At 72.3% G+C, this 24,315-nt stretch carries 20 protein-coding genes; 5 read left to right on the top strand and 15 right to left on the bottom strand.

Features of this window, described 5'->3' with window-relative positions; all coding sequences use genetic code 11:
• Nucleotides 1–20 precede the first annotated feature (20 nt).
• From ES689_RS02800 to ES689_RS02790, 3 genes are read right to left on the bottom strand one after another with little or no spacing between them, the layout of a single operon-like run.
• Nucleotides 21–2,141, bottom strand: a complete 2,121-nt coding sequence (locus ES689_RS02800) for an ABC transporter ATP-binding protein (protein ID WP_146899885.1) — start codon at nt 2,139–2,141, stop codon at nt 21–23.
• Entirely contained in the window at nt 2,138–3,220 is a 1,083-nt protein-coding gene (locus ES689_RS02795) for an ABC transporter permease (protein ID WP_223269344.1), read from the bottom strand. The genes ES689_RS02800 and ES689_RS02795 overlap by 4 nt, the downstream gene beginning before the upstream one ends.
• 11 nt (nt 3,221–3,231) lie before the next feature.
• Complete coding sequence (locus ES689_RS02790; protein WP_146899882.1) at nt 3,232–4,218, bottom strand: ABC transporter permease; 987 nt, start codon at nt 4,216–4,218, stop codon at nt 3,232–3,234.
• Between the two features lie 217 nt (nt 4,219–4,435).
• On the opposite strand from ES689_RS02790, the gene ES689_RS02785 reads away from it, so the two are divergent.
• On the top strand, nt 4,436–6,109 hold the full coding sequence (locus tag ES689_RS02785; RefSeq protein WP_191330147.1) for an ABC transporter family substrate-binding protein: 1,674 nt from the start codon (nt 4,436–4,438) through the stop codon (nt 6,107–6,109).
• A gap of 389 nt (nt 6,110–6,498) precedes the next feature.
• Here ES689_RS02785 and ES689_RS02780 read toward each other — a convergent pair whose 3' ends face one another.
• The 4 genes from ES689_RS02780 to ES689_RS02765 are packed head-to-tail and all read right to left on the bottom strand — an operon-like array spanning nt 6,499 to nt 9,213.
• Complete coding sequence (locus ES689_RS02780) at nt 6,499–7,113, bottom strand: signal peptidase I (protein WP_223269343.1); 615 nt, start codon at nt 7,111–7,113, stop codon at nt 6,499–6,501.
• Complete coding sequence (locus ES689_RS02775) at nt 7,110–8,033, bottom strand: hypothetical protein (protein WP_146899877.1); 924 nt, start codon at nt 8,031–8,033, stop codon at nt 7,110–7,112. Before ES689_RS02775 ends, ES689_RS02780 begins: the two co-directional genes overlap by 4 nt.
• On the bottom strand, nt 8,030–8,635 hold the full coding sequence (locus ES689_RS02770) for a hypothetical protein (protein WP_146899874.1): 606 nt from the start codon (nt 8,633–8,635) through the stop codon (nt 8,030–8,032). Before ES689_RS02770 ends, ES689_RS02775 begins: the two co-directional genes overlap by 4 nt.
• 14 nt (nt 8,636–8,649) lie before the next feature.
• Entirely contained in the window at nt 8,650–9,213 is a 564-nt protein-coding gene (locus tag ES689_RS02765) for an alternate-type signal peptide domain-containing protein (RefSeq protein ID WP_146899872.1), read from the bottom strand.
• Nucleotides 9,214–9,569: 356 nt separating this feature from the next.
• Here ES689_RS02765 and ES689_RS02760 point away from each other — a divergent pair, with 356 nt between their 5' ends.
• The gene (locus ES689_RS02760) at nt 9,570–11,570 is read left to right on the top strand and encodes an alpha-1,4-glucan--maltose-1-phosphate maltosyltransferase (RefSeq protein ID WP_146899869.1); all 2,001 of its coding nucleotides are present in this window, start codon (nt 9,570–9,572) and stop codon (nt 11,568–11,570) included.
• A 14-nt stretch (nt 11,571–11,584) separates the two neighbouring features.
• Nucleotides 11,585–14,083: a 1,4-alpha-glucan branching protein GlgB gene (gene glgB, locus ES689_RS02755; protein WP_223269342.1), complete on the top strand. Its 2,499-nt coding sequence runs from the start codon at nt 11,585–11,587 to the stop codon at nt 14,081–14,083.
• A gap of 80 nt (nt 14,084–14,163) precedes the next feature.
• Here glgB and ES689_RS02750 read toward each other — a convergent pair whose 3' ends face one another.
• Together ES689_RS02750 and ES689_RS02745 are read right to left on the bottom strand one after the other, a co-directional pair.
• Entirely contained in the window at nt 14,164–15,180 is a 1,017-nt protein-coding gene (locus ES689_RS02750) for a tetratricopeptide repeat protein (protein ID WP_146899866.1), read from the bottom strand.
• Nucleotides 15,177–16,985, bottom strand: a complete 1,809-nt coding sequence (locus ES689_RS02745; RefSeq protein ID WP_146899863.1) for a hypothetical protein — start codon at nt 16,983–16,985, stop codon at nt 15,177–15,179. Before ES689_RS02745 ends, ES689_RS02750 begins: the two co-directional genes overlap by 4 nt.
• A 268-nt stretch (nt 16,986–17,253) precedes the next feature.
• Between ES689_RS02745 and ES689_RS02740 the strand changes: the two genes are divergently transcribed.
• Nucleotides 17,254–19,005, top strand: coding sequence for a hypothetical protein (locus ES689_RS02740; RefSeq protein ID WP_191330145.1), 1,752 nt, complete (start codon nt 17,254–17,256; stop codon nt 19,003–19,005).
• A 55-nt stretch (nt 19,006–19,060) separates the two neighbouring features.
• Complete coding sequence (locus ES689_RS02735; protein ID WP_146899857.1) at nt 19,061–20,119, top strand: AI-2E family transporter; 1,059 nt, start codon at nt 19,061–19,063, stop codon at nt 20,117–20,119.
• Here the strand turns inward: ES689_RS02735 and ES689_RS02730 are convergent.
• From ES689_RS02730 to frr, 6 genes are all read right to left on the bottom strand, one after another.
• On the bottom strand, nt 20,116–20,868 hold the full coding sequence (locus tag ES689_RS02730) for an alpha/beta family hydrolase (protein ID WP_191330232.1): 753 nt from the start codon (nt 20,866–20,868) through the stop codon (nt 20,116–20,118). The two genes, ES689_RS02735 and ES689_RS02730, sit on opposite strands and share 4 nt — an antisense overlap.
• 2 nt (nt 20,869–20,870) lie before the next feature.
• Nucleotides 20,871–21,188 carry a hypothetical protein gene (locus ES689_RS02725; protein WP_146899851.1) on the bottom strand — a complete coding sequence of 106 codons (318 nt, stop codon included), beginning with the start codon at nt 21,186–21,188 and terminating at the stop codon, nt 20,871–20,873.
• Between the two features lie 36 nt (nt 21,189–21,224).
• Nucleotides 21,225–21,827: a lytic transglycosylase domain-containing protein gene (locus ES689_RS15780; protein ID WP_223269340.1), complete on the bottom strand. Its 603-nt coding sequence runs from the start codon at nt 21,825–21,827 to the stop codon at nt 21,225–21,227.
• 294 nt (nt 21,828–22,121) lie between these two features.
• Nucleotides 22,122–22,682: a DivIVA domain-containing protein gene (locus tag ES689_RS02715; protein WP_146901718.1), complete on the bottom strand. Its 561-nt coding sequence runs from the start codon at nt 22,680–22,682 to the stop codon at nt 22,122–22,124.
• Between the two features lie 46 nt (nt 22,683–22,728).
• The gene (locus tag ES689_RS02710) at nt 22,729–23,727 is read right to left on the bottom strand and encodes a phosphatidate cytidylyltransferase (protein ID WP_146899849.1); all 999 of its coding nucleotides are present in this window, start codon (nt 23,725–23,727) and stop codon (nt 22,729–22,731) included.
• Nucleotides 23,728–24,246: a ribosome recycling factor gene (gene frr, locus ES689_RS02705; protein ID WP_223269427.1), complete on the bottom strand. Its 519-nt coding sequence runs from the start codon at nt 24,244–24,246 to the stop codon at nt 23,728–23,730. It lies immediately after the preceding gene.
• Nucleotides 24,247–24,315 lie beyond the last annotated feature (69 nt).

Genomic DNA, 24,315 nt, shown 5'->3' with positions numbered 1-24,315 from the left:
CGACGCCGACCAGCCTCCTCCTAGGCGGGCACCGGCTCCTCGGCCCAGTGGCACGCGGCCGTGTGGTCCTCGCCCTCGCGGCCGTGCGGCAGCATCGCGGGCACGTCCTCGACGCAGGCTCGCTGTTTCTCGTCGGGCAGCAGGGCGAAGAGCGGGCAGCGGCTGCGGAACCGGCAGCCGGTCTGCTGCACCGTGGGGCTCGGCGGGTCGCCCGGCAGCAGGATGTGCTCCCGTGCCCGCTCGACGACGGGGTCGGGCACGGGCACGGCCGAGAGCAGCGCCCGCGTGTACGGGTGCAGCGGGTGCTCGAACACGTCGTCGACCGGCCCCGTCTCGACGGTGCGGCCGAGGTACATCACCGTCACGCGGTCCGCCACGTGACGGATGACGGCGAGGTCGTGCGAGACGAACAGGTACGACAGGTCGAGGGTCGCCTTGAGCTCGGCGAGCAGGTTGAGCACGCCGGCCTGGATCGACACGTCGAGGGCCGAGACCGGCTCGTCGAGCACGACGAGGGACGGGTCGGCGGCGAGCGCCCGGGCTATCGAGATGCGCTGGCGCTGGCCGCCCGAGAACTCGTGCGGGTACCGGGTCGCGGCGGCCGGCTCGAGGCCGACCAGCCGCATCAGCTCGGGGACTCGCCGCCCGATCTCGTCGGACGACCGACCGGCCGCGCGCAGCGGCTCGGCGACGATGTCGCTGACCGGCTGACGGGGGTCGAGGCTCGCCATCGGGTCCTGGAACACCATCGAGACGGTGCTCCGGAGGCGCGCGACGGTCGAGCGGTCGAGCTTGCCCGACGAGAGGTCGGTCCCCAGCAGCTCGACGGTGCCGGCCTCGGGCCGACGCAGGTCCATGATCTCGTGCAGGGTCGTGCTCTTGCCCGAGCCCGACTCCCCCACCAGGCCGAGCGTCTCGCCGCGACGCACGTCGAGGTCGACGCCGTCGACGGCCCAGACGGTGCCGACCCGGCGCTTGAACACGGCGCCCTTCGTGATCGGGAACGTCTTGACGAGCCCCTCGACGTGCAGCACGCGCTCGCGCTCGTCTCGGGCGATGCGCGAGAGGGCCGACCGCGGCGCCTCGGGCAGGTCGTAGACCTCGTCGGGCTCGGTGCCCGCGCCGACGAGCTCGTCCGAGTGCAGGCAGGCCGCCGCGTGCCCGGCCTCGGCCGAGGGCGCCTGCTCGAGCGCGGGCTCGACCGCGCGGCAGTCGTCGCGCACCAGGGGGCAGCGGGCGGCGAAGGGGCAGCCGGGAGCCAGCGAGAGCAGCGACGGCGGCGTGCCGGGGATGGGCACGAGCGGCTGGTCGCTCCGCTGGTCGAGGCGCGGCAGCGCACCGATGAGGCCGACCGTGTACGGCATGCGCGGGTGGGCGAAGAGGTCCTCCGCGGTGGCCGTCTCGACGACCCGCCCCGCGTACATGACGGCGATGCGGTCGGCGAAGCCCGCGATCACCCCCAGGTCGTGGCTGACGAAGACGAGGGCGGCGCCGGTCTCGCGCTGGGCCGTGCGGAGCACGGAGATCACCTGCGCCTGGATGGTCACGTCGAGGGCCGTGGTCGGCTCGTCGGCGAGGATCACGTCGGGGTCGTTGGCGATCGCCATGGCGATCATCGCCCGCTGCCGCATCCCGCCGGAGAACTCGTGCGGGAACGAGTCGACGCGCCGCTCGGGCTCGGGGATGCCGACCAGGCCGAGCAGCTCGACGGCGCGCGCCCGCGCGTCGGCCTTGCTGCCCCCGCGGTGGATCAGCACCGTCTCCGCGATCTGCTGCCCGACCGTGTACACGGGAGTGAAGGCCGACAGCGGGTCCTGGAACACCATCGCGATCCGCGCACCGCGGATGGCCGACATCGCCTTGTCGCCCTTGCCGAGCAGCTCCTCGCCGTCGAGCCGGATCGACCCGGTGACCTGGGAAGTCGACGGCAGCAGGCCGAGGATCGCGGTGCTCGTCACCGACTTGCCGGAGCCGGACTCGCCGACGATGCCGAGCACCTCGCCCCGGTGCAGCGTCAGGTCGATGCCGCGGACGGCCCGCACGGGCCCGTCCGGCGTCGGGAAGGTCACGTGCAGGTCGCGCACCTCGAGCACCGGCCCCGAGGAGGCGCGGGTCGGGACGACGGGATCGGCGAGGGTCATCGGGTCTCCCCCGTGGGTCGGGTCCGGGCGGTGGGGACGGTCGCGCCGGGCGCGGCGGCCGCGTCCTCGGACAGCGCGGCGGCACGGCCGACGGGGGCGGCGCCTCCTCGTCCTCGGCCGCCCGCGCGCAGGCGACGACGGCGACCGGTGCGGCCCGCCGTCGAGGTGGGGTCGAGCGCGTCGCGCAGTCCGTCGCCGAGCAGGTTGCTGGCGAGGGCGAAGACGATCAGCGCGCCTGCGGCGAAGAAGAAGAGCCAGGGCTTCGTGGTCGCGACGTTCTGGTTCTGGGCGATGAGGGTGCCGAGCGAGACGTCGGGCGGCTGCACGCCGAAGCCGAAGTACGACAGCCCGGACTCGGTGAGCACGGCGGCCCCGATCGCGATGGTCGCGTCGATGACGAGGAACGACGCGACGTTCGGCAGGATGTGCCGCGTGATGATCGTGAAGTGGCCGATGCCCATGTAGCGAGCAGCGCGGATGAACTCCCGCTCCTTGATGCTGAGGGTGAGCGAGCGCACCACGCGCGCCGTGATCATCCAGCCGAACAGGGCGAGCAGCGCGACGAGGATCAACCAGCCGAACTGCTTGAGACGCGGCGACAGGATCGCGATGATCAGGAAGGACGGCAGGACGAGCAGCAGGTCGACGAAGATCATGACGACCCGGTCGACCCAGCCGCCGAAGTAGCCGGCCATCGCGCCGAGGAACCCGGCGATGGCGGTCGAGAACAGGGCGACGAGCAGGCCGATGAGCAGCGACTTCTGCATGCCGCGGGCAGTCTGCGCGAAGACGTCCTGCCCGATGTTGTTCGTGCCGAACCAGTGCGCGGCGGTCGGGGGCGACGAGAGAGCCGTGTAGTCGATGTAGTCGTAGGCCCACGGCGACACCAGCGGCCCGAGGAACGCGAAGGCGAACAGCAGCAGCACGGCGACGAGGCCGACGGTGGCGCCGCGATTCGAGAAGAGACGCCGCATCGTCAGCACGAAGCGGTTCGGAGAGCCGGTCGCCGCCTCCTCTCGGGTGGCGGGCAGCACGTCGTCGGCGCCGCCGTCGAGCAGCTCGGGACTGAACCTGGTCATGGTGGCTCCCCTTACTTCTGGCTGCGCACGCGCGGGTCGAGGACGGCGTTCAGCACGTCGCTGACGAAGCCGGCGAAGAGCACGACGACGGCGCTGTAGAGCGTGTACGCGACGACGACGTTCACGTCGTTGCCCTGCACGGCGTCGATGAACCAGGCGCCGAGGCCGTTCCAGCCGAAGATCTTCTCGGTGAAGGTGGCGCCGGTCAGCACGCCGAGGAACGCGAAGGCGAAGAGCGTCGTCATGGGGATCAATGCGGTCCGCAGGCCGTGCTTGACGATGGCGGGGCGCCTCCGGAGGCCCTTCGCCCTGGCGGTCCGGATGAAGTCCGCCTGCAGCACGTCGAGCATCGTCGACCGCTGGTACCGGCTGTAGATCGCGATCAGCCCCGCGGCGATCGAGATGGTGGGCAGCAGGAGGTGCACCGCACGGTCGCCGAGGACGGTCGCGAAGCCGCCCCCGAGCCCCGGCGTGGCCTCGCCCGTGAAGCTGATCAGCTGGAAGCCGAGCACGCTGTTGAGCTGCGTCGCGCCGATCTTCAGCAGCACGGCGGAGAGGAACACCGGGGTCGAGATGAGGACGAAGGAGAGGATCGCGGAGACCCGGTCGGACAGCTTGTACTGACGGATCGCGTTCCAGGTGCCCACGGCGATGGCGAGGACGATGCCGATCACGGAGCCCGCGAGCAGGAGGCGGAGGCTGACCCCGAGACGCGGCCAGAACTCGGTGTCCACCGGCTTGTCCTGGATGGTCCTGCCGAGGTCGCCGGTGACGGCGCCGCCGAGCCAGGAGGCGTACCGCTCGACCACGGGCACCTTGTCGTTGACGCCGATCGAGTCGAGCTTCGCGTCGATCACCTGCTCGGTGGGCCGCGGGTTGCGCTCGGCGTAGGCGGACCGGGGAGTGAACGTCGCCGACGCCAGGAAGTACGTCAGCGACGTGGCGAGGAAGACGAGAGCGACGTAGTACACCAGCCGCCGCGCGAGATAGCGGGCCATGGAAGAACAACATAGACGTACCCCGGAGGCCACCGGTGCCACGACGTTTCAGGCGTGTAACGAAGTGGCGGAAAAGTTCGCATCGAGTGCACGGATCCGTAGCGTGGCACTCGTCGGTCCCGGACGAGGGGGGACCCGGCTCGAGATCACCGAGCGGGACAGCACCTCGGACAACTGGGGTGACCGGCGTTTTTCACACCATCTAGTTCGGAGTGCCATGAAGAACACGAAGAAGGCCGGCGTCGTCGCGGGCCTCGCCGCACTCGCTCTCGTCGTCACGGCGTGCAGCGGCGGAGGCGGGCAGGACGGCGACGCCGCCCCCAAGAACGGCGAGCTGTCCCCCACCGGCGACATCAACGCGACCGCGGCCGGCGACGTCGAGCAGGGAGGCACCTTGACCTTGCCGCTGTCGCAGCTGCCCTCGCAGTGGAACTACGGCCAGCTCGACGGCGCGCTCCTCGACGCCGCGCTGATCGAGAGCGCGATCCTGCCGCAGCCCTTCCGCATCGACGAGGAGGGCGTGCCGCAGATCGACGAGGACCTGGTCACGAGCGCGGAGGCCACGAGCGACGACCCCCTCGTCGTCACCTACGACATCAACCCGGACGCGCAGTGGAACGACGGCACCCCGATCACGGTCGCCGACTTCCAGGCGTGGTGGACGGCCCTCAAGGGCACGAACGCCGAGTACCTCGTCGGCAGCACCCTCGGCCCCGACCGCATGGAGAGCGTCGAGCCCGGCACGAGCGACAAGCAGGTCGTCGTGACGTACTCGGAGCCCTTCTCCGACTGGAAGTCGATGTTCGCGCCGCTCTACCCGGCGAAGATCTACAACGACCCGACCGCGTTCAACACCGCCTACGTGGACGCCGTGCCGATCTCGGCCGGCCCCTACAAGATCGACGCGATCGACCAGACGGCCCAGACCGTCACGATGGTGCCCGACGAGAACTGGTGGGGCGACGCCCCCAAGCTCGACACGGTGATCTTCCGTGCCCTGGACGGCGACGCCGACATCGACGCGTACCTGAACGGCGAGATCGACCAGGTCTACGCGAACACCTCGGACCGGTACGACCGGGTCAAGGACGCCGACGGCAGCGAGCTCCGTGCCGCCCCCTCGGCTCGCTACACCCACGTCGACTTCAGCACGAAGGGCCTGCTGGCCGACGAGGCGGTCCGCCAGGCGATCCAGCACGCGGTCGACCGCGACGCACTCGGCAAGGTCATCACGGGCACGCTGCCCTACGAGGTGTCGACGCTGAACAACCACCTGTACCTCAGCACCGACGGTGCGTACCAGGACAACGCGGGCGAGACCGGGAACTACGACGTCGAGGAAGCTGGCGCGATCCTCGACGACGCGGGCTGGGAGATGGACGGCGACGTCCGTGCGAAGGACGGCGAGCAGCTGGCCATCTCGATCACCATCCCCTCGTCGGCACCTGTGTCGCAGCAGCTCGCCGAGGTGATCCAGAGCCAGCTGACCGCGGTCGGCATCAAGCTCGACATCAACGCGGTCGGCACGGACGCCTTCTTCGAGGACAACGTCACGCCCGGCAACTACGACATGACGATCTTCGTCTGGGCCGGCACCGGCTACCAGGCGTCGGGCGTCAGCATCTACAACCAGGACGAGCAGGGCCAGAACTACGGCCGCGTCTCGAGCGACGAGATCAGCTCGCTGCTCGACGAGGCGGTGGCCGAGGGCGACCCCGACGCCGCGGCCGACCTGTACAACCAGGCCGACGAGGCGATCTGGGAGATCGGGCACTCGATGCCGATCATCCAGCAGCCGCTCATCTCGGCCCAGAGCCCGACGCTCGCGAACTACGGCGCCCGTGCCGGCGCGTCGGACCTCGACTGGACGATCGTCGGCTTCACCGAGTAGCCAGCTGCACCGGCCGCCCCTCACGGGGGCGACCACGAGCCCCGCTCGGACCGCGCCACGGCGCGGTCCGAGCGGGGCTCCGTGCTGCGCGGTACGGGCGCACGGAGGCGTGCCGTCCGCTCGGGGCACGACGGACCGCTGCCGGCGACCGGACCGGTTCGGGCCGGGTCCGGGCGCGCTGCAGCAGCGTCCTGGGGCGGCACCCACGGCGATCGACCGGGGTGACGGCAGGACGGTGCCCGTCGTGCTGACGAGCGTGTCGAGGGCGCCGGGCTCTCGGGGCGGATCGCACCCCGGGCGGGCAGGCCGCGTCGACGTGTCCGACTTTACCGGTCCCCCTGATGGCGGACAAGGCATCTCGATGCAACTGCATCCACCCAGTTGAGGGGTCAGCGCGCGCCGGCGGTCCTCCGGCCGCGGCCCGTCCTGCCTGCCCTGGCGCGCCTCCTGCGCCGGACCCCCACGGTGAGCGCCGCGACCGAGTAGAGGCAGAGGGCGACGCCGACGGCGGTGGCGACCCAGCCACGACCCTCGCCGCCCACGGCCTGGGCGACCCAGCCGACGAGCGGCAGGCTGTACCAGACGGCGCCCCTCACCTGCACGGGCATGACCGGGTCGGCGTCGACGCTGCCGTTGGCGTCGCCGCGCATCACGAACGAGCGCGTGCCGTCGGACGACGACACGACCTCGACCACCCGGTGGGTGACGACCGCCGCCTCGCCGGACTCGACCTGGTACGTCAGCACGTCGCCCGGCTCGACCAGATCGGTGTCGACGGGCCGCACGACGAGCAGCGTGCCGGGCGGGAAGGTCGGCTCCATCGAGCTCGTCAGCACGGTGAGCGGCGTCGACCCCGTGGCCTTCGGGACGACGACGAGCAGAGCGGCGAGCCCGACGACGAGGCCCAGCACGCCGACGCTGAGGCCGAGGAGCAGCGCCCCGAGCAGGCCACGTCCACCGTCGGGGGCGCCAGCCCCGGCCGCTGTCCCGGCATCCGCGCTCACGGGCACGACACCTGTCGCTGCCCCTGGGCGTTGGGCCCGACGACGACCGCCCCCGTCCAGGCGACCGGTCCCGGCTCGGCGCCCGCGACCGACCGCACGTCGACCGTCACACGGCCGTCGGGCACGAGCGAGGCGGGCACGTGGTCGCGCGTCACGACGTGCTCCTTCGTCGGTGCCTGGCCCGACACGGTGTTCCCCACCCGCTGCCCGGCGACGAACAGGCCCCACTGGTCGGAGTCGAGCGGGGCGTCCCACGAGACCGTCGCGAACGAGGTCCCGTCGCCGGTGTCCGTGGTCCCACAGCTGAGCGCACGGGCCGTCGGCGCCGGGCTCGCGAACCGGGTGTTCTGGTAGAAGTCCTGGATGCTGGCCCGGTCGGTCCAGCCGTGCGAGCCGCCGACGACCTCGAACCTCGGGTTGACCGTGGCCTTGTCGGGGGCCGAGGAGGAGACGGTCGAGCGATAGCACCAGGTCACCCTGCTCGAGGCGGCCACGGTCCCCGTCGCGACCGGCGCCGACGCCCACGTGCCGCCGATCGCGTCCGGCGGGACGGCCGAGGTGCAGGAGGCGGTGGTCGCCGGCCAGGCCTGCACGTCGACGCGAGCGGGCAGGTCGGCCGAGACGGCGCCCGTCGTCCCCACCACGACCGACAGCCGGTAGTCCGCCGGCACCGTGCCGCCGCTGTAGATCGTGACCGCGGTCGTCACGGACTGGCCCACGGCCGTGTAGTCGACGGCGCGGGGGCTCGACGACTCGAGCTCGAGGTCGACCTTGGCGAACGTCGTCTGCGAGGCGGCGTCGACGGTGGCGGTCCAGAGAGCCCAGCCCGTGCCCGTCCCGGTGCCCACGAGGGCCACGACGAGGGCGACGAGCACGGCGCCGCGCCCGAGCGCACGTCGCCGCGCGACGCGCCCGCTCACGACACCACCTGCGTTCCGACGACGCGGACCGACCAGCTGTCGACGGCTCCCTGAACGGACTGCGGGGCGTCGGCGTCGAGCAGCACCTCGACGCAGATCGTCGCCGAGGCGCCTGGCTCGAGCCGTGGCAGCAGGTCCGGGGCGCGGAACCCCACCAGCCGGGCGGCGGCGGCCCCGGAGAGCGCCGAGGCGCACGTCCCGCCGGCTGGCCGGGCCGCCACCCGCAGCTGGAGCTCGTCCAGGGACGCACCGGATACGGGGCCGTCGTACATGCCCCGCGCCCCCGTCGTCGTGACCGTCGCCGCCAACGGAACGACCCCGCGATTCGTGAGGGAGAAGGAGCCCACGGCCGACGTGCCGGGAAGGAGGCCCGTCGAGGTCAGGCCGGTCGGCTGCGTCACGGCGAGCGCGGCCGTGCCGGTGGTCACGATCCCGGTCGTCCGACCGGGAGCGGACGAGCTCCAGAGCGCGTACGACCCGCCGGTCGCGGCGAGCCCGAGCGCGACGGCCCCGCCCAGCACGGCCGTGCCCGTCCACACGCGCCGCAGCACGCCGCGCCGCGGAGCGGCGTGACGTGCGGTGCGACGTGGGCTGTGATGCACGGACGGGCCTCCCGCTACTCGACCTGCGTCAGCGTGAAGACGACCTTGCTGAGGTCGAGGGTCTTGTTCTGGGTGCTGTTGTCGGCGTCGGTCGGCACGGTGATCCCGAGGCGCGCGACGGCGTCGGTGCTCGTGGCCGACGGCGTGACGGAGAAGGAGTTCGCCTTGCCGCTGACGGCCGTGAAGCCGGCCGGCAGGCCCGCGTCGGTGCGGCTCTTCTGCACGGTCAGGGCGGGGACGACGCTCGTGAGCGTGCTCGACGTGGCGCCGAGGTCGTACGAGAAGACGGCCTTCAGCCCGGTCCCCGTGGCCGTCACCGTGACGGGCACCGTGTACTCGAGCTGCGTGCCGGGGATCATCCGGTACGACGGGAGCTCGGCGGCGCTCAGCACCGACCCGGTCTTCAGGTCCTTCCACTGGCCGGACCCGGCCACGGTCGAGAGGGCGAGCTGGCCCGTCTGCAGCACGCCCGCCGAGGCGCTCGCGCTGCTGTTCCAGACGGCGAAGGTGCCCGCGCCCCCGAGGAGGAGGGCGACGCCGGCCGCGCCGGCGACGGCGCTCTTGACGAAGGTGTTCATGATCTGTCCTGTCCGCGCCCAGGCGCGTCGAACGTCGCCCTGGGGCCGAGCCTTGCGCGTCCGGTCCGGGGTGACGAGTGTCGGGGCAGTGCCGCGTCGTGGGGTTCGGGTCCGACGACGCCGTCCGCGGGCGCCGGGCTCGCGGGGTTCGGGTCCCGCGGCGGCTGGCCTGCTGACGGGATCGACGCTACCGGGTCCCCCGAAATGCCGACAGGGTTTTCCATGCGCTCACATGCACCCAGTCCGGGGGGCAACCGATCTCACCCGCCGGCCACCCGGCGACTCCGCCCGGCCATCTCGCGCCGTCCCCCGAGGAGGCGGGACGCCGGGCCTCGAGACCGGGTAGCGTCGCCACCGTGGCGACAGCATACGAACCCAGAGTCGGGCGGATCCCCGTCACGGCGCTCTCCCCGACCACCCCCGACCGGGACTTCCCGACGAAGGCCTTCTCCGGAGAGGTCGTGCCCTTCGGCGCGACGGTCTTCCGCGAGGGGCACGACGTCGTCGGAGCCGACCTGGTCCTGACCGACCCCTCCGGGTCCGAGTCCCGGCACCCGCTCGTCGCGGGCCTGCCCGGCACCGACCGCTGGACGACGGAGGTGCAGCTCGAGACGGAGGGCGACTGGACGTGGCAGGTCGAGGCGTACACCGACGACTGGGCGACCTGGCTGCACACGGCCGAGATCAAGGTCCCGGCCGAGCTGGACGTCGAGGTCACCTTCGCCATCGGAAGCCGCCTCCTGGCCGCCGCCGCCCCCGGCTACCCCGACACGACGCTCGTGCGGGACGCGGCCAAGGCGCTCGCGAACGAGGCCCTCTCGCCCGGCTCGCGCCTCCGCGTCGCGACCGACGCCCGCCTCGCCGCCGTCTTCACGGCGAAGCCGATGGCCAGCCTGGTCACCCGCAGCGCCCCCGAGGAGCTGCGCGTCGAGCGAAGCCGCGCCGCGGTCGGCAGCTGGTACGAGTTCTTCCCCCGCAGCGAGGGCGCGAAGAAGCTGGCCGACGGCACCTGGAAGAGCGGCACGTTCCGCACCGCGGCCCGCCGCCTCCCCGCCATCTCGCGGATGGGCTTCGACGTGCTGTACATCCCCCCGGTGCACCCCATCGGCACGACGTTCCGCAAGGGGCCGAACAACACCCTGACCGCCGGCCCGAACGACCCGGGGTCGCCGTACGCGATCGGCTCGGCCGACGGCGGCCACGACGCGGTGCACCCCGACCTCGGCACGCTCGCCGACTTCCGCTGGTTCGTCGACACCGCCAAGAACACCGGTCTCGAGCTCGCGCTCGACCTGGCGCTGCAGTGCTCGCCCGACCACCCGTGGGTCACTGAGCACCCCGAGTGGTTCACGACGCTGCCCGACGGCACGATCGCCTACGCCGAGAACCCGCCGAAGAAGTACCAGGACATCTACCCCCTGAACTTCGACAACGACTACGAGGGCGTCAGCCGCGAGGTGCTGCGCATCGTGCGGCACTGGATCGAGCTCGGGGTCACGATCTTCCGCGTCGACAACCCGCACACGAAGCCGGTGCGCTTCTGGGAGTGGCTGCTGCACGAGGTGCGGCAGACGAACCCCGAGGTGGTGTTCCTCTCGGAGGCGTTCACCAAGCCGGCCATGATGCAGGCGCTCGCCCGGGTCGGGTTCCACCAGTCGTACACGTACTTCACCTGGCGCAACGAGAAGTGGGAGCTCGAGGAGTACCTCGACGAGCTGTCGAAGGAGACGAGCGCCTGGCTGCGCCCGAACCTCTTCGTCAACACCCACGACATCCTCACGCCCTACCTGCAGTACGGCGGGCGCCCGGCCTACAAGGTGCGGGCCGCGATCGCCGCGACGGCGTCGCCGACCTGGGGCGTCTACTCGGGCTACGAGCTCTTCGAGGACGTCGCCCGCCCGGGCTCGGAGGAGAACATCGACAACGAGAAGTACGAGTACAAGCCTCGCGACTGGGCCGGCGCGGAGGCGGAGGGCGCGACCCTCGCCCCGTACCTGACCCAGCTCAACCGGATCCGCAGCTCGCACCCGGCGCTCCGCCAGCTCCGCAACCTCGACCTGCACTCGAGCGACGACGACGCCGTGCTCGTCTACTCGAAGTACCTGTCGCGGGCGCACACGCGCAGCGGCCGGGCCGACGCGATCATCGTCGTCGCGAACGTCGACCCGCACTCGGCCCGTGAGACCACCGTGCACCTCGACGTGACGAAGTTCGGGCTCGCGCCCGGCGGCACCTACACGGTCCGCGATCTCATCACCGGCCAGTCGTGGACCTGGGGCGACGACAACTACGTCCGCCTCGACGCCTTCGTGGAGCCCGTGCACGTGCTCTCCGTCGACCTCACCCGAGCGCCGTAGGAAGGCGACCCACCATGAGCATCTTCTCCCGCCACGGCTCGTCGCGAGACGACGAGCCCCGCGAGCCCGTCCAGCCCGAGCCCGCCGCCGCCGCCGAGCCGGTCACCTCGGTGCCCGACGTCGACGACCCGCCCGTCACGGCCGAGCCCCCGCTCCCCGCCGACGAGCCGTCGGCGACCGACGAGCCCACGACGGCCGACGAGCCCGACGACACGACCGACCCGGCCGAGTCCGACGAGGTCCCGGATGCCGCCGACGCGCCCGTCGCGACCCACGAGGCCGTCACGGCCGACGTGCGGCACGAGGACCCGACGCCCCCGGACGTGCGCAGCGAGCCCGCCGCGGCCGAGCCCGAGACTCCCCGGCTCCCGCATCTCGACGATGCCGAGGTCCAGGCGGCCGCCGAGGGCCGCCATGCCCACCCGCACGCCCTGCTCGGCGAGCACACGGTGGACGGCGTCACCGTCGTGCGCGTCGTCCGGCCGCTGGCCGGCTCCGTCAGGGTGACGGGCGCCTCCGGCGAGGCCGTCGTGCTCGAGCACCACGCGCACGGCCTCTGGCAGGGCGTCGCCGCGGCGCCGCTCGGCGGCTACCAGGTCACGGCCGACTACGAAGGAGGCGCCCCCTGGGTCGCCGACGACCCGTACCGGTTCTCCCCCACGGTGGGCGACCTCGACCTCTACCTCTTCGGAGAGGGCCGCCACGAGCAGCTCTGGACCGTGCTGGGCAGCCACGTGCGCGAGCACGAGGGCGTCCGGGGCACCTCCTTCGCGGTCTGGGCGCCGCACGCGCAGGCCGTCCGCGTGGTCGGCGACCTGAACGGCTGGTGGGGCGACCGGCACGCGATGCGCCGGCTCGACGGCAACGGCGTGTGGGAGCTCTTCGTGCCAGGGGTGGACCAGGGCTCGTACAAGTACCAGATCCTCACGCCCGACGGCGAGTGGGTCGAGCGGGCCGACCCGATGGCGCGCCGCGCCGAGGTCCCCCCGGCCACCGCCTCCGTCATCACCGAGGCCGGCCACGACTGGGGCGACGATGCCTGGCTCGAGCGCCGCGCGGCGACCGACCAGCACGCCGGCCCGATGAGCGTGTACGAGCTGCACGTCGGCTCGTGGAAGCCCGGCCTCGGGTTCCGCGAGCTGGCCGACCCGCTCGTCGACTACGTCACCGCGCTCGGCTTCACGCACGTCGAGTTCATGCCGCTCGCGCAGCACCCCTTCGGCGGCTCGTGGGGCTATCAGGTCACCGGCTACTACGCGCCGCAGAGCACCTGGGGCTCCCCCGACGACCTGCGCTACCTCATCGACCGGCTGCACCAGGCCGGCATCGGCGTCATCGTCGACTGGGTGCCCGGGCACTTCCCGAAGGACGAGTGGGCGCTCGGGCGCTTCGACGGCCGCAGCGTCTACGAGCACTCCGACCCGCGTCGTGGCGAACAGCCCGACTGGGGCACCTACGTCTTCAACTTCGGCGACTCCCAGGTGCGGAACTTCCTGGTCGCGAACGCGCTGTACTGGTTCGAGGAGTTCCACGTCGACGGCCTCCGCGTCGACGCCGTGGCCTCGATGCTCTACCTCGACTACAGCCGGAACGACGGCGAGTGGCTGCCGAACGAGCACGGCGGCCGCGAGGCCACCGAGGCGATCTCCTTCCTGCAGGAGACCAACGCCACGGCCTACCGTCGCCACCCCGGCATCGTCATGATCGCCGAGGAGTCGACCAGCTGGCCGGGCGTCTCGCGACCCACCAGCGAGGGCGGCCTCGGCTTCGGCCTCAAGTGGAACATGGGCTGGATGCACGACACCCTCGACTACGTCGAGAAGGACCCGCTGTACCGCTCGTACCACCACGGCGAGATCACCTTCTCGTTCCACTACGCGTGGAGCGAGAACTTCATGCTGCCGATCAGCCACGACGAGGTCGTCTACGGCAAGGGCTCGCTCTTCGAGAAGATGCCCGGCGACGACTGGCAGAAGCGCGCTAATCTGCGGGCCTACCTCGCCTACATGTGGGGGCACCCCGGCAAGCAGCTGCTCTTCATGGGCTCGGAGTTCGGCCAGCCCACCGAGTGGAGCCAGGAGCTGGGGCTCGACTGGTCGGTGCTCGACCGGCCGCAGCACCAGCAGGTCTTCGACCTCGTGGCTCGCCTCAACCAGGTGTACAAGTCGGAGAGCGCGCTCTGGGCACACGACTTCGACACCGACGGCTTCGAGTGGATCGACGGCGGCGCCGGCGAGCAGAGCGTCGTCGCCTTCCTGCGGAAGTCGGGCTCGGGCGACTCGCTCGCCGTGCTGGCGAACTTCTCGGGCCAGCCGCAGCGCATGCGCTTCGGCCTGCCCGAGGCCGGCACGTGGGACGAGGTGCTCAACACCGACGCGACGATCTACGGCGGGTCGGGCGTCGGGAACTTCGGCGCGGTCACGGCCGTGGACAGCCCGTGGGCCGGGCGTCCCGCCTCCGCCGACGTGCAGCTGCCCCCGCTCGGCGTCGTCTGGCTGAAGCTCCGCCGCTGATCCGGCCGCACCGTCGTGCGGCACCACGAGAAAGGCCCCGACGACCTGGTCGTCGGGGCCCTTCTCGTGCGGGGCGCAGATCAGTAGAGCAGCATCGTCAGCCGACGGCGCGCCGCGGCGACCCGGGGGTCGTCGAGGCCGACGATCTCGAAGTAGTCGAGGAGGCGCGTGCGCGCTGCGTCCTTGCCCGTCGCGTTGAGGGACGGGAACACCGTGAGCACGCGGTCGAAGGCGTCGTCGACGTGGCCGCCGCTGACGTCGAGGTCGGCCACGGCCAACTGGGCGTCGACGTCGGTCGGCGCAGCCGCGGCCGCCCCGCGGACGTCGGCGATAGTCACGCCCTGGAGGCGGGCGATCAGCGACACCTGGGCGAGGCCCGCGACGGCCAGCTGGTCGCGCGGGTCCTGCGCGATGGCCGTGCGGTACGCCGTGATCGCCGCGTCGTAGTCGCCCCGGTCGATCGCGTCGTAGGCGTCCTGGTGGTGCGGCGGAAGAGGCTCAGGCTCGGGCTCGGCGGCCTCGCCGTCCGCCGCGGCCGCGGCGCCGTCGACGACGGCCGTCCCGGTGACGCCGTTCTGGGCGGCCAGCTCGAGCACCTGCTCGAAGACATCGCGCACCTGCGCCTCGGGCAGCGCGCCGACGAACAGCTGCACGGGCCGACCGCCGATGACGGCCGCCACCGCGGGGATGGACTGCGCCTGGAACGCCTCGGTCAGCTGGGGGTTCGCGTCGACGTCGACCTTGACGAGCAGCAGCCGCCCGGCGTACTCGGCCACGAGCTTGTCGAGGACCGGGGAGAGCTGCTTGCACGGCCCGCACCACTCGGCCCAGAGGTCCACGATCACGGGGACCGTGTTGCTCAGCTCGAGCACCTGGGAGAAGGTCGCGTCGGTCGCGTCGACGACGAGCGCCGGCACCGCCACCGAGGAGGCGCCCGGGGCACCCGGGGCACCCGGGGCACCCGGGGCACCCGTCGGCTGGCCGGGAGCAGCAGGCTGGGCCGGTGCCCCGGCCGCGGCGGACGCTGGCCGGTTGACGAGGGACGACAGGTCGACGGCCCCTCGGAGGCCGGCGGGGACGGGGGGAAGGCCGGTCACGGCAGCTCCTTCGCTTGGATGAGTGCCTGGCTGAAGCCGAGCAGGACGATCTTGTCGTCGCTGCCCACGGGAGGCACCTGGAACAACAACTGGACACCGTAGGTCGCCTCGATGCCCTTCTTGGACGTGTCGAGGCCGAGCAGCGACTTGACGACGCCCTGCGGCTCGACGCTCGCGCCCTCGGCGGTCGGCTTGACCGTCTCGACCTCGTTCAGCGCGACCGAGACCAGTGCACCGGCGTCGTTGGTCGCGAAGGCCACGGCGTCGTCCTCGACCGGGGTGGACGAGAAGTCGATGGAGGCGGTGGTCGGCAGGGCCGTCCGCTTCGCGTCCTTGTAGGCCTTGCCGATCTTGTCCCGCAGGGTGTCGCCCTCGCCCTGGAACTGCGCGGCCCACTGGCTCTCGTCGCCGTTCCGCAGGATGTCGCCGTAGGCCTCGGCTAGCTGGTCGGGCCGCAGCGTCAGGAGCTTCACGTCGGGTGCGAGCCTCGCGGCCCCGATCGTCGCGGGTGCGACCGTCGGCAGGGTGGCCTGCGCCTCCAGCGACTGCACGTACTCGACCTTGTAGGGGTCTCGAGCCGACTCCTGCAGCAGGGTCAGCGCCACCGGCGCCTTGGTGGCGTCGGCGTCCTGGACGACCGTGAAGAGGGTACGGGGCCACGTGTCGGACTGCTGCGGGAGCGTCAGAGTGACGTCGCCGGCCGGGACGGCCAGGGGGCCCGCAGCTGCGGCGTCCTTGGCCCGGATGACGTAGGCCGCCTGGCGCTGCTGCAGAGCGGGGCCGGTGAAGCGGGTCTCGGCCAGCGCGGCGTCGAGCGCGCCGTCCGCCTGCGACGCCACCGCCGAGATGCGCTGGACGATGCGCTCGGCCTGGGCGACGGTGACCACCGGCGGCTGCACGCTCGGAGCCTCGTCCTCGGAGTCGGCGCCGGCAGTGGCGGTGGCCGTGGGCGTCGCCGTCGCGGACGAACTCGCGCCGGCGCCCTCGGCGGGCGCAGGCCAGTAGTCGGACGAGCAGCCGGCGAGGGCGAGCGACCCGACGAGGAGGACCGGGACGACGGCGACCGACCGTCGGGTGCGGCCCCGGCGCGTTCCGGACGACCCTGAGGCGTCGATCGACTCGGGCGTGCCCGCCCTGAGCGCACGCCGCCGGGAGGGCCGCCTCATCTTCGGCCGCGAGCCGTCGCTCGAGGTGCGACGAGGGCCCCGCGTGCGACGGTGGTGCACGATCGCCCAGATGTACAGGAGCACGCCGACCAGGAGCGTCACGAGGCCGCCCACGATGAGCGGCCCGGCCGTCGGGGTGGCGGTCGAGAGGGGCCACGTCACGGCGAGGTCCGCGGGGGCAGGGGCCGTGCCGTCCGACACGACGACCAGCGAGACGTCGTCGGGCGCGTCGAGCGAGAACGTGAGGGGGCTGCCGGTGTACTGGTCGTACCAGAGGTCGGAGTCGGCGGGGTCGGGCACGGTCGTCTCGTCCCCGGAGACGGTGCGAGCCGTGAGTTCGCTCGCGTCCGCGTCCCACTCGACGAGGTTGTAGTCGGCGTCGCCGACCCAGCCGAGGACGTCGGAGGTGCGGCCCGTGGCCGCGAACACCGTGTCGGCTCCGTCGATCGAGACCGCCTGCCGCCCGTCGCGACCGTGCAGGGCCGCGGCGGGGACGACCGTCACGGTCGCCTCCGACGCACTGGTCGAGACGGACGAGGACACGCTCGACGGAGGCGCGAACACCGTGCGCTGCGCGAACCCGAGGCCCACCATCAGCGCCGCGAGCACGACGACGACGACAGCGATGATGAAACGCACGTTGCTTCTCCCTCCGTGCCGCCATCCCGGTCGGGTGGGAACGCCGCGGCAGACGCCGACGGAGCTCGCGCGGGCCTGGCCGGGAGGCCGGGCACGGCGGCGGGTATTTAAGACGGCTCAGCGTATCCGACCAGCCTGAGTGCCGCACCCCGGCGTTCCTCGGGGACGGCTGCGAGCTCCGCCGGCGCCCTCACGGGGTGCTCCGACCGCTAAAATCGACGCGCCGGGCACGGGACCAGTGCCCGTGACGGACGCGAGGGAGACAACAGTGGCTGCTGACGACACGGAATTCGGGACCGAGCTGCGCGGCTACCGCAAGGACGACGTCGACGCGGCCCTCGGCGACCTCCGGCGAGAGCTGATCAAGGCCAACGCCGACCGTGCCGAGATGGCAGCCTCCGTCAAGCACCTCCAGACCCGGCTCGACGACCTGCAGACGGAGCTCGAGGAGGCCGGCACGCCGACCTACGCCGGGCTCGGCAGCAAGCTCGAGCAGACCCTCCGACTCGCCGAGGAGCAGGCGACGGCCCTCGTCAGCAAGGCCGACATCGACTCCGAGGAGCTCCGCACGTCGTCGACGACCGAGGCGCGCCGGGTCCTCTCCGACGCGCGGGAGCGCGCGGACGCGCTCCTCGAGGACGCCCGCGGCCGCGCGACCGCGCAGGTGGCCGAGAGCACCGGCGAGGCCGACCGCATGGTCGCCAGGGCGCGAGGCGAGGCACGTGCCCTGCTGCAGGAGGCCCAGCGGGACTCCTCGGCGATGCGCGGCGCGGCGGCCACCGAGTCGGCGGAGAACGTCAGCACGGCGCGGCACGAGGTCGCCGCCCTGCACGCGACTGCCGAGCGCGAGGTCGCCGAGCTGCGCGCAGAGGTCGAGCGCGAGGTCGCGGACGCCCGCGACGGCGCCGCGGCGCTGGCCCGGGACACCGAGCGGGCACGAGCCGAGTTCGTCGCCGAGGACGAGCGGGTGCGCGCCGACCTCGCCCGCGAGTCCGAGACGGTGCGCGCCGAGCTGGCGCGCCTCGACGAGACCACACGCGCCGACCTCGAGCTCGAGGTGTCGACACGACGGGACGACCTCGCTCGCGAGGTCGAGGCCGCGCGCGCCGAGCTCGACGACGACGTCGACACCGGCCGCGCCGAGCTCGCCGAGCACGTCGCCGTCACCAGGGCGGAGCTCGACGCCGACGTCGTGCAGACGCGCGCCGCGCTCGAGCGCGAGGTCGAGGAGGCGCGGGTCGCGGCCCGGAGGGAGGTCGAGTCCGCGAGGGCCGACCTCGACCACGAGCTGTCGACGGCTCGCGACGCTCTCGCCGCCGAGATCGCCGCGACGCACGAACGCCTCGAGCGCGAGGTGCAGCAGCAGCAGGACCGGCTCGAGCGGGAGGCCGGGGAGGCACGTGCCGTCGTCGAGGCCGAGACGGTCAACGCCCGGGCAGACCTCGACGCCGAGGTGGCCGAGAGCCAGGCCAGGCTCGTCGACGACGAGGAGGCGCAGCGCGTGCGCCTCGGAGCCGAGGCCGCCACCCAGCACGCCCGGCTCGTCGCCGACCGGGAGGCCGCCGTCGCCGAGCTCGCCCGGGAGCTCGAGGTGCGTCGCACCGACGCGGAGGTCGAGCTGCGCACCCGTCGCGACGAGGCCGAGCGCGAGCTCGTGCAGCGTCACCACGCCGCGGTCGCGGAGACGCAGGGCTACCTCGACGACGCCGCGGCGCAGCTCGAGGAGGCGCGGCAGCGCGCCGTCGAGACACGCCGAGAGGCGGACGAGCTGGAGCGCACGTCGCACGAACACGCCCGCACGGTCCGTTCCGAGGCAGACGAGACGGCCCGAGACGTGCTCGCGAACGCGGAGCAGCGCGCCACGAGCTCGATCGACGAGGCGGAGCGCCGGTCGGCAGAGCTCACCGACGACGCCGAGCGTCGGCTCGCCGAGATCCGCGAGGAACGCGACGCCGTCGCCGGGTACCTCGGGAACCTGCGCGCCGTGTTGGCCCCGCAGGCACAGGGTGCGTCAGAGTAGGCAGTCGGTGGCGTCGAGCTGAACGGCGCACCGGTCGTCGACAGGAGCCGTCCGCGTGAAGATCCACGATCCCTTCCGCCTCGGGCTGCTGGCGGGCCTCGGCGTGATCGCCGCCCTCGTCATCGGAGGTGCCCTCAGCGAGCTCTCGACGATCCTCACCTACGTGGGGGCCGCGATCTTCATCGCCCTGGGCCTCGATCCCGTCGTGTCCTGGCTCGAGAACCGCTCGGTGCCGCGCTGGCTCGCGATCGTGATCGTCTTCACCGTCGCGATCGGCGCCTTCGTCGGCGTGGTCTTCGCGATCGTGCCCGTCATCGTCAGCCAGGCCACCGCCCTCATCACGAACCTCGTCACCTACCTGCAGAGCGTCACCACGCAGGAGTTCGTCGACAACCTCCAGGCCCTCGTGCCGCAGAACTTCTTCGACGTGCAGCAGGCGCTGGACTCGGTCCTCGACTTCCTCACGAACCCCGACAACGTGGTCACCATCGGAGGCGGCGTGCTCGCGGTCGGCGTGGCCATCGGCAACGGCGTCTTCGCCACGGTCGTCGTGGTCATCCTCGTGCTCTACTTCACATCGTCGATCAACACCTTCAAGGCCGGCGTCTACCAGCTCGTCCCTGCCTCCAAGCGCGTGCGGTTCGCCGACATCGCCGAGCAGATCAGCCAGTCGGTCGGCCGCTACGTGATCGGCCAGTTCACGCTCGCCGCCATCAACGGCGTCCTCAGCTTCGTGTTCCTCAGCTCCATCGGCGCGCAGCAGCCGGCCGTGTTCGCCTTCATCGCGTTCCTCGGCTCGATCATCCCGCTCGTCGGCACGATCAGCGGCTCGGCGATCATCGTGCTCGCCCAGATCGTGCTGCTGCCCGACTCCCCCGCGACCTGGGTCACAGCGGCGATCTGGTACCTCGTCTACATGCAGGTCGAGGCCTACGTCCTCAGCCCCCGCATCATGCGCCGGGCGGTCAAGGTGCCGGGAGTCGTCGTCGTCATCGCCGCGCTCACCGGGGGCACGCTCCTCGGCGTGCTCGGGGCCCTCATCGCCATCCCCGTCGCCGCGTCGATCCTCCTGATCATCCGCCAGGTCGTCGTGCCCCGACAGGACGCGCGCTAGGAAGAGGCAGGCGGGGCCGCCGTCGGAGGCCACGTGGTCGGCAGCGGGAGCGCCGCGGGTGCGACCCGGCGCACGATCTCCTCGAGCACCCTCGCCGTCTGCCTCTCGCCCACCCACAGGTGCTTGCCGCCCTCGACCGCGACGACCTCGGCGCGGGGCACGGCGGCGAACCGGGTGCGCGCCTCCTCCGGCTGCAGGTAGTCGTCGTGCTCCGGCACGACGGCCACGATCGGCACGTCGGAGTCGTTCCAGGCGGCGAGCTCGGCATCTGTCGTGCGGTGGAGGGGCGGCGAGAGCAGGAGGAGGCCGGCGACGTCGACGCCGCGGCCGTGCTTGAGCGCCACCTCGGTGCCGAACGACCACCCGAGCAGCCACGGCGTGGGCAGCCCGGCTCCCTGCACCAGCGACACGGCCGCCCGCAGGTCGGCGGCCTCGGCCTCGCCCTCTCCGAAGGTCCCCTCCGAGCGCCCCCGGGGGGACGAGACGCCGCGGAAGTTGAAACGCAGGACGGCGACGTCGGCCAGGGCCGGCAACCTGGCCGCCGCCTTCCGGATGACGTGCGAGTCCATGAACCCGCCGGCCGTCGGCAGAGGGTGCAGCGTGACCAGGGTGGCGACCGGGTCCCGGTCGAGCGGCAGGGCGAGCTCGCCCACCAGGGTGAGCCCGTCCGCGGTGCGGAGCTCGACGGCGGAACGGCGGCCGGGGAGCTCGACGCCGCCGCGGACGTCGACGGGAACGGCGGGGGGCAGGGTCACGAGATCCTCCAGCAGTGGGTGTGCCAGTGACGGCGCGAGGCGAGGTCGTCCTGCTCGCCGAACAGCCCGTCGGCCCGCCAGACGACGAGGTGGGACGTACCCGGCGAGACGGTCAGGGAACAGCCGGGGCAGGTGTACTGCTTGACGGCCGAGGACGCCGACACCGACTGGACGACGAACTCGCGCCCTCGCCGCGTCTCCGTCCGAGGGCCTCCGAAGAGGGAACGAGCCAGGTCGCGCTCGTCACGGGCGTCTTCGGTGCGGTTCTGCTCCGCACGGTCGCGCGGGCGACGCGGGCGGTTGCTGCGGGGCATGCGCTCCAGCGTAGCCGGACCCTCACGGGTGGAGGGTCAGTACCAGCCGACGGACTGCGAGTGGCCCCATGCGCCGCAGGGGGTCGAGTAGCGACCCTGGATGTAGCCGAGCCCCCACGTGATCTGGGTGGCGGGGTTGGTCTGCCAGTCGGCACCGGCCGACGCCATCTTGCTGCCGGGCAGGGCCTGAGGGATGCCGTGCGCGCCGCTGGACGCGTTGTGCGCGTTGATGTTCCAGCCCGACTCCCTGTTCCACAGCGAGACGAGGCAGTCGTACTCGCCGGTGCCCCAGCCACGGGCGGCGACCATCTCGGCGGCGATGGCCTTGGCCGTGCCGGGGTCGGGGACGCCCGCGACGGGAGCGGCGCCGCCCGAGGACGACTTCTTGGCGCTGCCGGCAGGCGCCTCGTCGACCGGGGTCTCCTCGACGACGGGCGCGGGCGGCGGAGGAGGCGGCGGCAGCGTCACTCCGTACTGGTCGCGGTCGGCGGCGAGGACGACGCCGGCGCCCACCACGAACGACTGGCCCGGCGCGACGAGCGCTGCCGCGCCGCCCACGCTCGTGGTGGCGGCCTCGGCACCCGAGAGCGGGTTGACGAGGGAGGCCGAGAGGAACGCGAAGGTGGCGGCGAAGCCCATGAGCGGCAGGACGTACCGTCGCCCTGCCGAGGGGCGAGGCTGAGGTGCCGATCGGACCGGAGGAGGCGTCAGCAGGGAGGCGGGGACGCGTCGCTTCTCGATGGCCCGAGGTCGACTGACGACCAGCCGCTGCTCGGAGAGAGTGTGGCCCGTGGTCGCGTTCGCTGAGTGCCTGCCCATGAGTTCGTCCAGGGTAACGGATCCGTCCCGGTTCGGCCAGGGCCCCCGGGGCGCGTCGGCACGTCCCCCTGACTCGCGCGGCGGCTCGTGTCGGGGACCGCCCCGCCGCTCGGGTCAGCGCACAGCGAGCATGACGTCGACCACGGCGTCGAGGAGCACGTCGACCTGGGCCTCGCGGTATCCCCCGCGTCGAGCCCTGAAGACGGATGCCCGCACGTCGTCGATGCTGAGGGCCTTGCCGTCGGTGAAGTAGCCCTGCAGGCGCCGGGCCAGGCGATCGACGTCCTTGGGGTGGTAGCCGACGGTCAGCACGCTGACACGGTCGAACCGATGGCCCACCGGACGGTCGAGCCTGGCCACGATCTCCTCGGCCGCGCTGCGCGCCTCGCCGTACCAGCCCTCGTCGCCGGCGGCCGTCACGGCCCGGTCGCGCTCACGACTCGCGAACGCGTCCTCCAGGCGCTCGAGCGCCTGGTCGACGTGCGCCGGCGAGTAGCCGCCCTTGCGCATCGCGAACGCGGCACGGCGGATGCGGGCCGAGTCGACCGGCGACGGCGTCTCGGCACCACCGGTGTAGGCGGCGCGCGCCTCGGCGAGGAACGCTTCGACCTCGGACACGTCGTAGCCGCGCTGGCCCTTGGGCACCGTGGGGAAAGTTGAGCTCACGCCGTCCATCATGCCGCATCGGCCCCGGAGGCCCGCAGCAGGGCCCCTGGCCGGGTCAAGTGACCAGCAGGTAGAGCGCGTACGCCGCGGCGGCCGACGGCAACGTGCTGTCGAGGCGGTCGAGGAACCCTCCGTGGCCGGGCAGCCAGGTGCTGATGTCCTTGATGCCGAGGTCGCGCTTGATCAGCGACTCCGACAGGTCGCCGATCGTCGCCGTGAGGATGATGACCCCGCCGAGCACGAAGCCGAACCACCAGGGCTCGTCCAGCATCAGCCACGAGGTGAGCACGGCCGCGATCAGGCTCGCGGCGACCGACCCGGCGAAGCCCTCCCAGGTCTTCTTGGGGCTGATGCGCGGCGCCATCGGGTGCTTGCCGAAGTTGAGCCCGGTCGCGTACGCGCCCGTGTCGACGGCGATGACGATGATGAGCGTCGCGAGCGTCCAGTTCGCGCCGTTGGGCTCTGCCGCGAGGACGAGCATGAAGCTGCCGAGGAACGAGCAGTAGATCTGCACGAACGCGCCGGCACCGATGTCGCGCCAGACGACGGAGGCGGGCTTGCGGTGCGAGGGGCGCGCCAGCTCTGCCACGCGCCAGAGCGACACCAGGAGCACGCCCCCGACGAGCCCGAGCCACTGGCCCTGCGCGCCGTAGACGAAGGAGAGGGGCACCATCGCCAGGCCCACGAGCACGCTGGGGAGCCGAGGCACGTCTCGGCCCGCGAAGCGGAGCGCGCTCGTCAGCTCGAAGCAGAGCGACCCGATGAGGGCCCCGGCGACGATCATGAAGAACGCCGGCTCGAAGACGAGGCTCAGCAGGACGGCCGCGCCGAGCCCGACGCCGACCGCGATCGCGGCCGGGAGGTTGCGCCCCGTACGAGCTGTTAGCTCGACGTTGCGGGCGCCGAGCTGGGCCCGGCGGTTGCGGATCTGGTTCTCCAGGTCGTGCCGCGCAGCCTGGGCCCTGGCGTCGAAGTCGGCGCGACGGCTGCCGAGGGTGGTCTTGGGTGTCGGCACCGACTCGTCGGGACGTGCGCCGTCGGGAGCGTCGCTCATCTAGACCTCGAGCAGCTCGGCTTCCTTCTTCTTCAGGGCGTCGTCGATCTGGTCGATGTATCCCTTCGTGACCGCCTCGAGCTCCTTCTCGCCCCGTGCCACCTCGTCGTCGCCGACCTCGGTCTTGAGCCCGTCGAGGGACTCCTTCGACTTGCGACGGATGTTGCGGATCTGGACCTTGGCGTCCTCGCCCTTGCCGCGGACGATCTTGACGAACTCCTTGCGGCGGTCCTGCGTCAGCTCGGGGATGGTGACGCGGACGATCGTCCCGTCGTTGGTCGGGCTGGCGCCGAGGTTCGGGAAGGTCGCGATGGCCCTCTCGATCTCTTTCAGGGCGGACTTGTCGTAGGGCGTCACGATCATGGTGCGCGCCTCGGGGACCTGCAGCGAGGCCAGCTGCGCGAGCGGCGTCGGGGTCCCGTAGTAGTCCACCGGGATCTTCTGGAACAGCCCGGGGTTGATCCGCCCGGTCCGCACCTGCCCGAAATCCGTCTTGGCCGAGTCGAGCGCTCGGTCCATCTTCTCGCGTGTCTCGGTCAGTACGTCAGTGATCGTCACGATGCTCCCTTGGTTCGTCGTCGAGCTTAG

Origin of the sequence: Frigoribacterium sp. ACAM 257 (assembly GCF_007954365.1) — a bacterium.
In the GTDB taxonomy this organism is placed as follows: Bacteria; Actinomycetota; Actinomycetes; order Actinomycetales; family Microbacteriaceae; genus Frigoribacterium.
This window is presented reverse-complemented; position numbering and strand designations above follow the sequence as displayed.

Excerpts from the sequence above, each read along its gene's own strand:
- ES689_RS02800 (WP_146899885.1), bottom strand. The coding sequence starts at position 2,141 with ATGACCCTCGCCGATCCCGTCGTCCCGACCCGCGCCTCCTCGGGGCCG.
- ES689_RS02795 (WP_223269344.1), bottom strand. The coding sequence starts at position 3,220 with ATGACCAGGTTCAGTCCCGAGCTGCTCGACGGCGGCGCCGACGACGTG.
- ES689_RS02790 (WP_146899882.1), bottom strand. The coding sequence starts at position 4,218 with ATGGCCCGCTATCTCGCGCGGCGGCTGGTGTACTACGTCGCTCTCGTC.
- ES689_RS02785 (WP_191330147.1), top strand. The coding sequence starts at position 4,436 with ATGAAGAACACGAAGAAGGCCGGCGTCGTCGCGGGCCTCGCCGCACTC.
- ES689_RS02765 (WP_146899872.1), bottom strand. The coding sequence starts at position 9,213 with ATGAACACCTTCGTCAAGAGCGCCGTCGCCGGCGCGGCCGGCGTCGCC.
- glgB (WP_223269342.1), top strand. The coding sequence starts at position 11,585 with ATGAGCATCTTCTCCCGCCACGGCTCGTCGCGAGACGACGAGCCCCGC.
- ES689_RS02725 (WP_146899851.1), bottom strand. The coding sequence starts at position 21,188 with ATGCCCCGCAGCAACCGCCCGCGTCGCCCGCGCGACCGTGCGGAGCAG.
- ES689_RS15780 (WP_223269340.1), bottom strand. The coding sequence starts at position 21,827 with ATGGGCTTCGCCGCCACCTTCGCGTTCCTCTCGGCCTCCCTCGTCAAC.
- ES689_RS02715 (WP_146901718.1), bottom strand. The coding sequence starts at position 22,682 with ATGGACGGCGTGAGCTCAACTTTCCCCACGGTGCCCAAGGGCCAGCGC.
- ES689_RS02710 (WP_146899849.1), bottom strand. The coding sequence starts at position 23,727 with ATGAGCGACGCTCCCGACGGCGCACGTCCCGACGAGTCGGTGCCGACA.
- frr (WP_223269427.1), bottom strand. The coding sequence starts at position 24,246 with ATGGACCGAGCGCTCGACTCGGCCAAGACGGATTTCGGGCAGGTGCGG.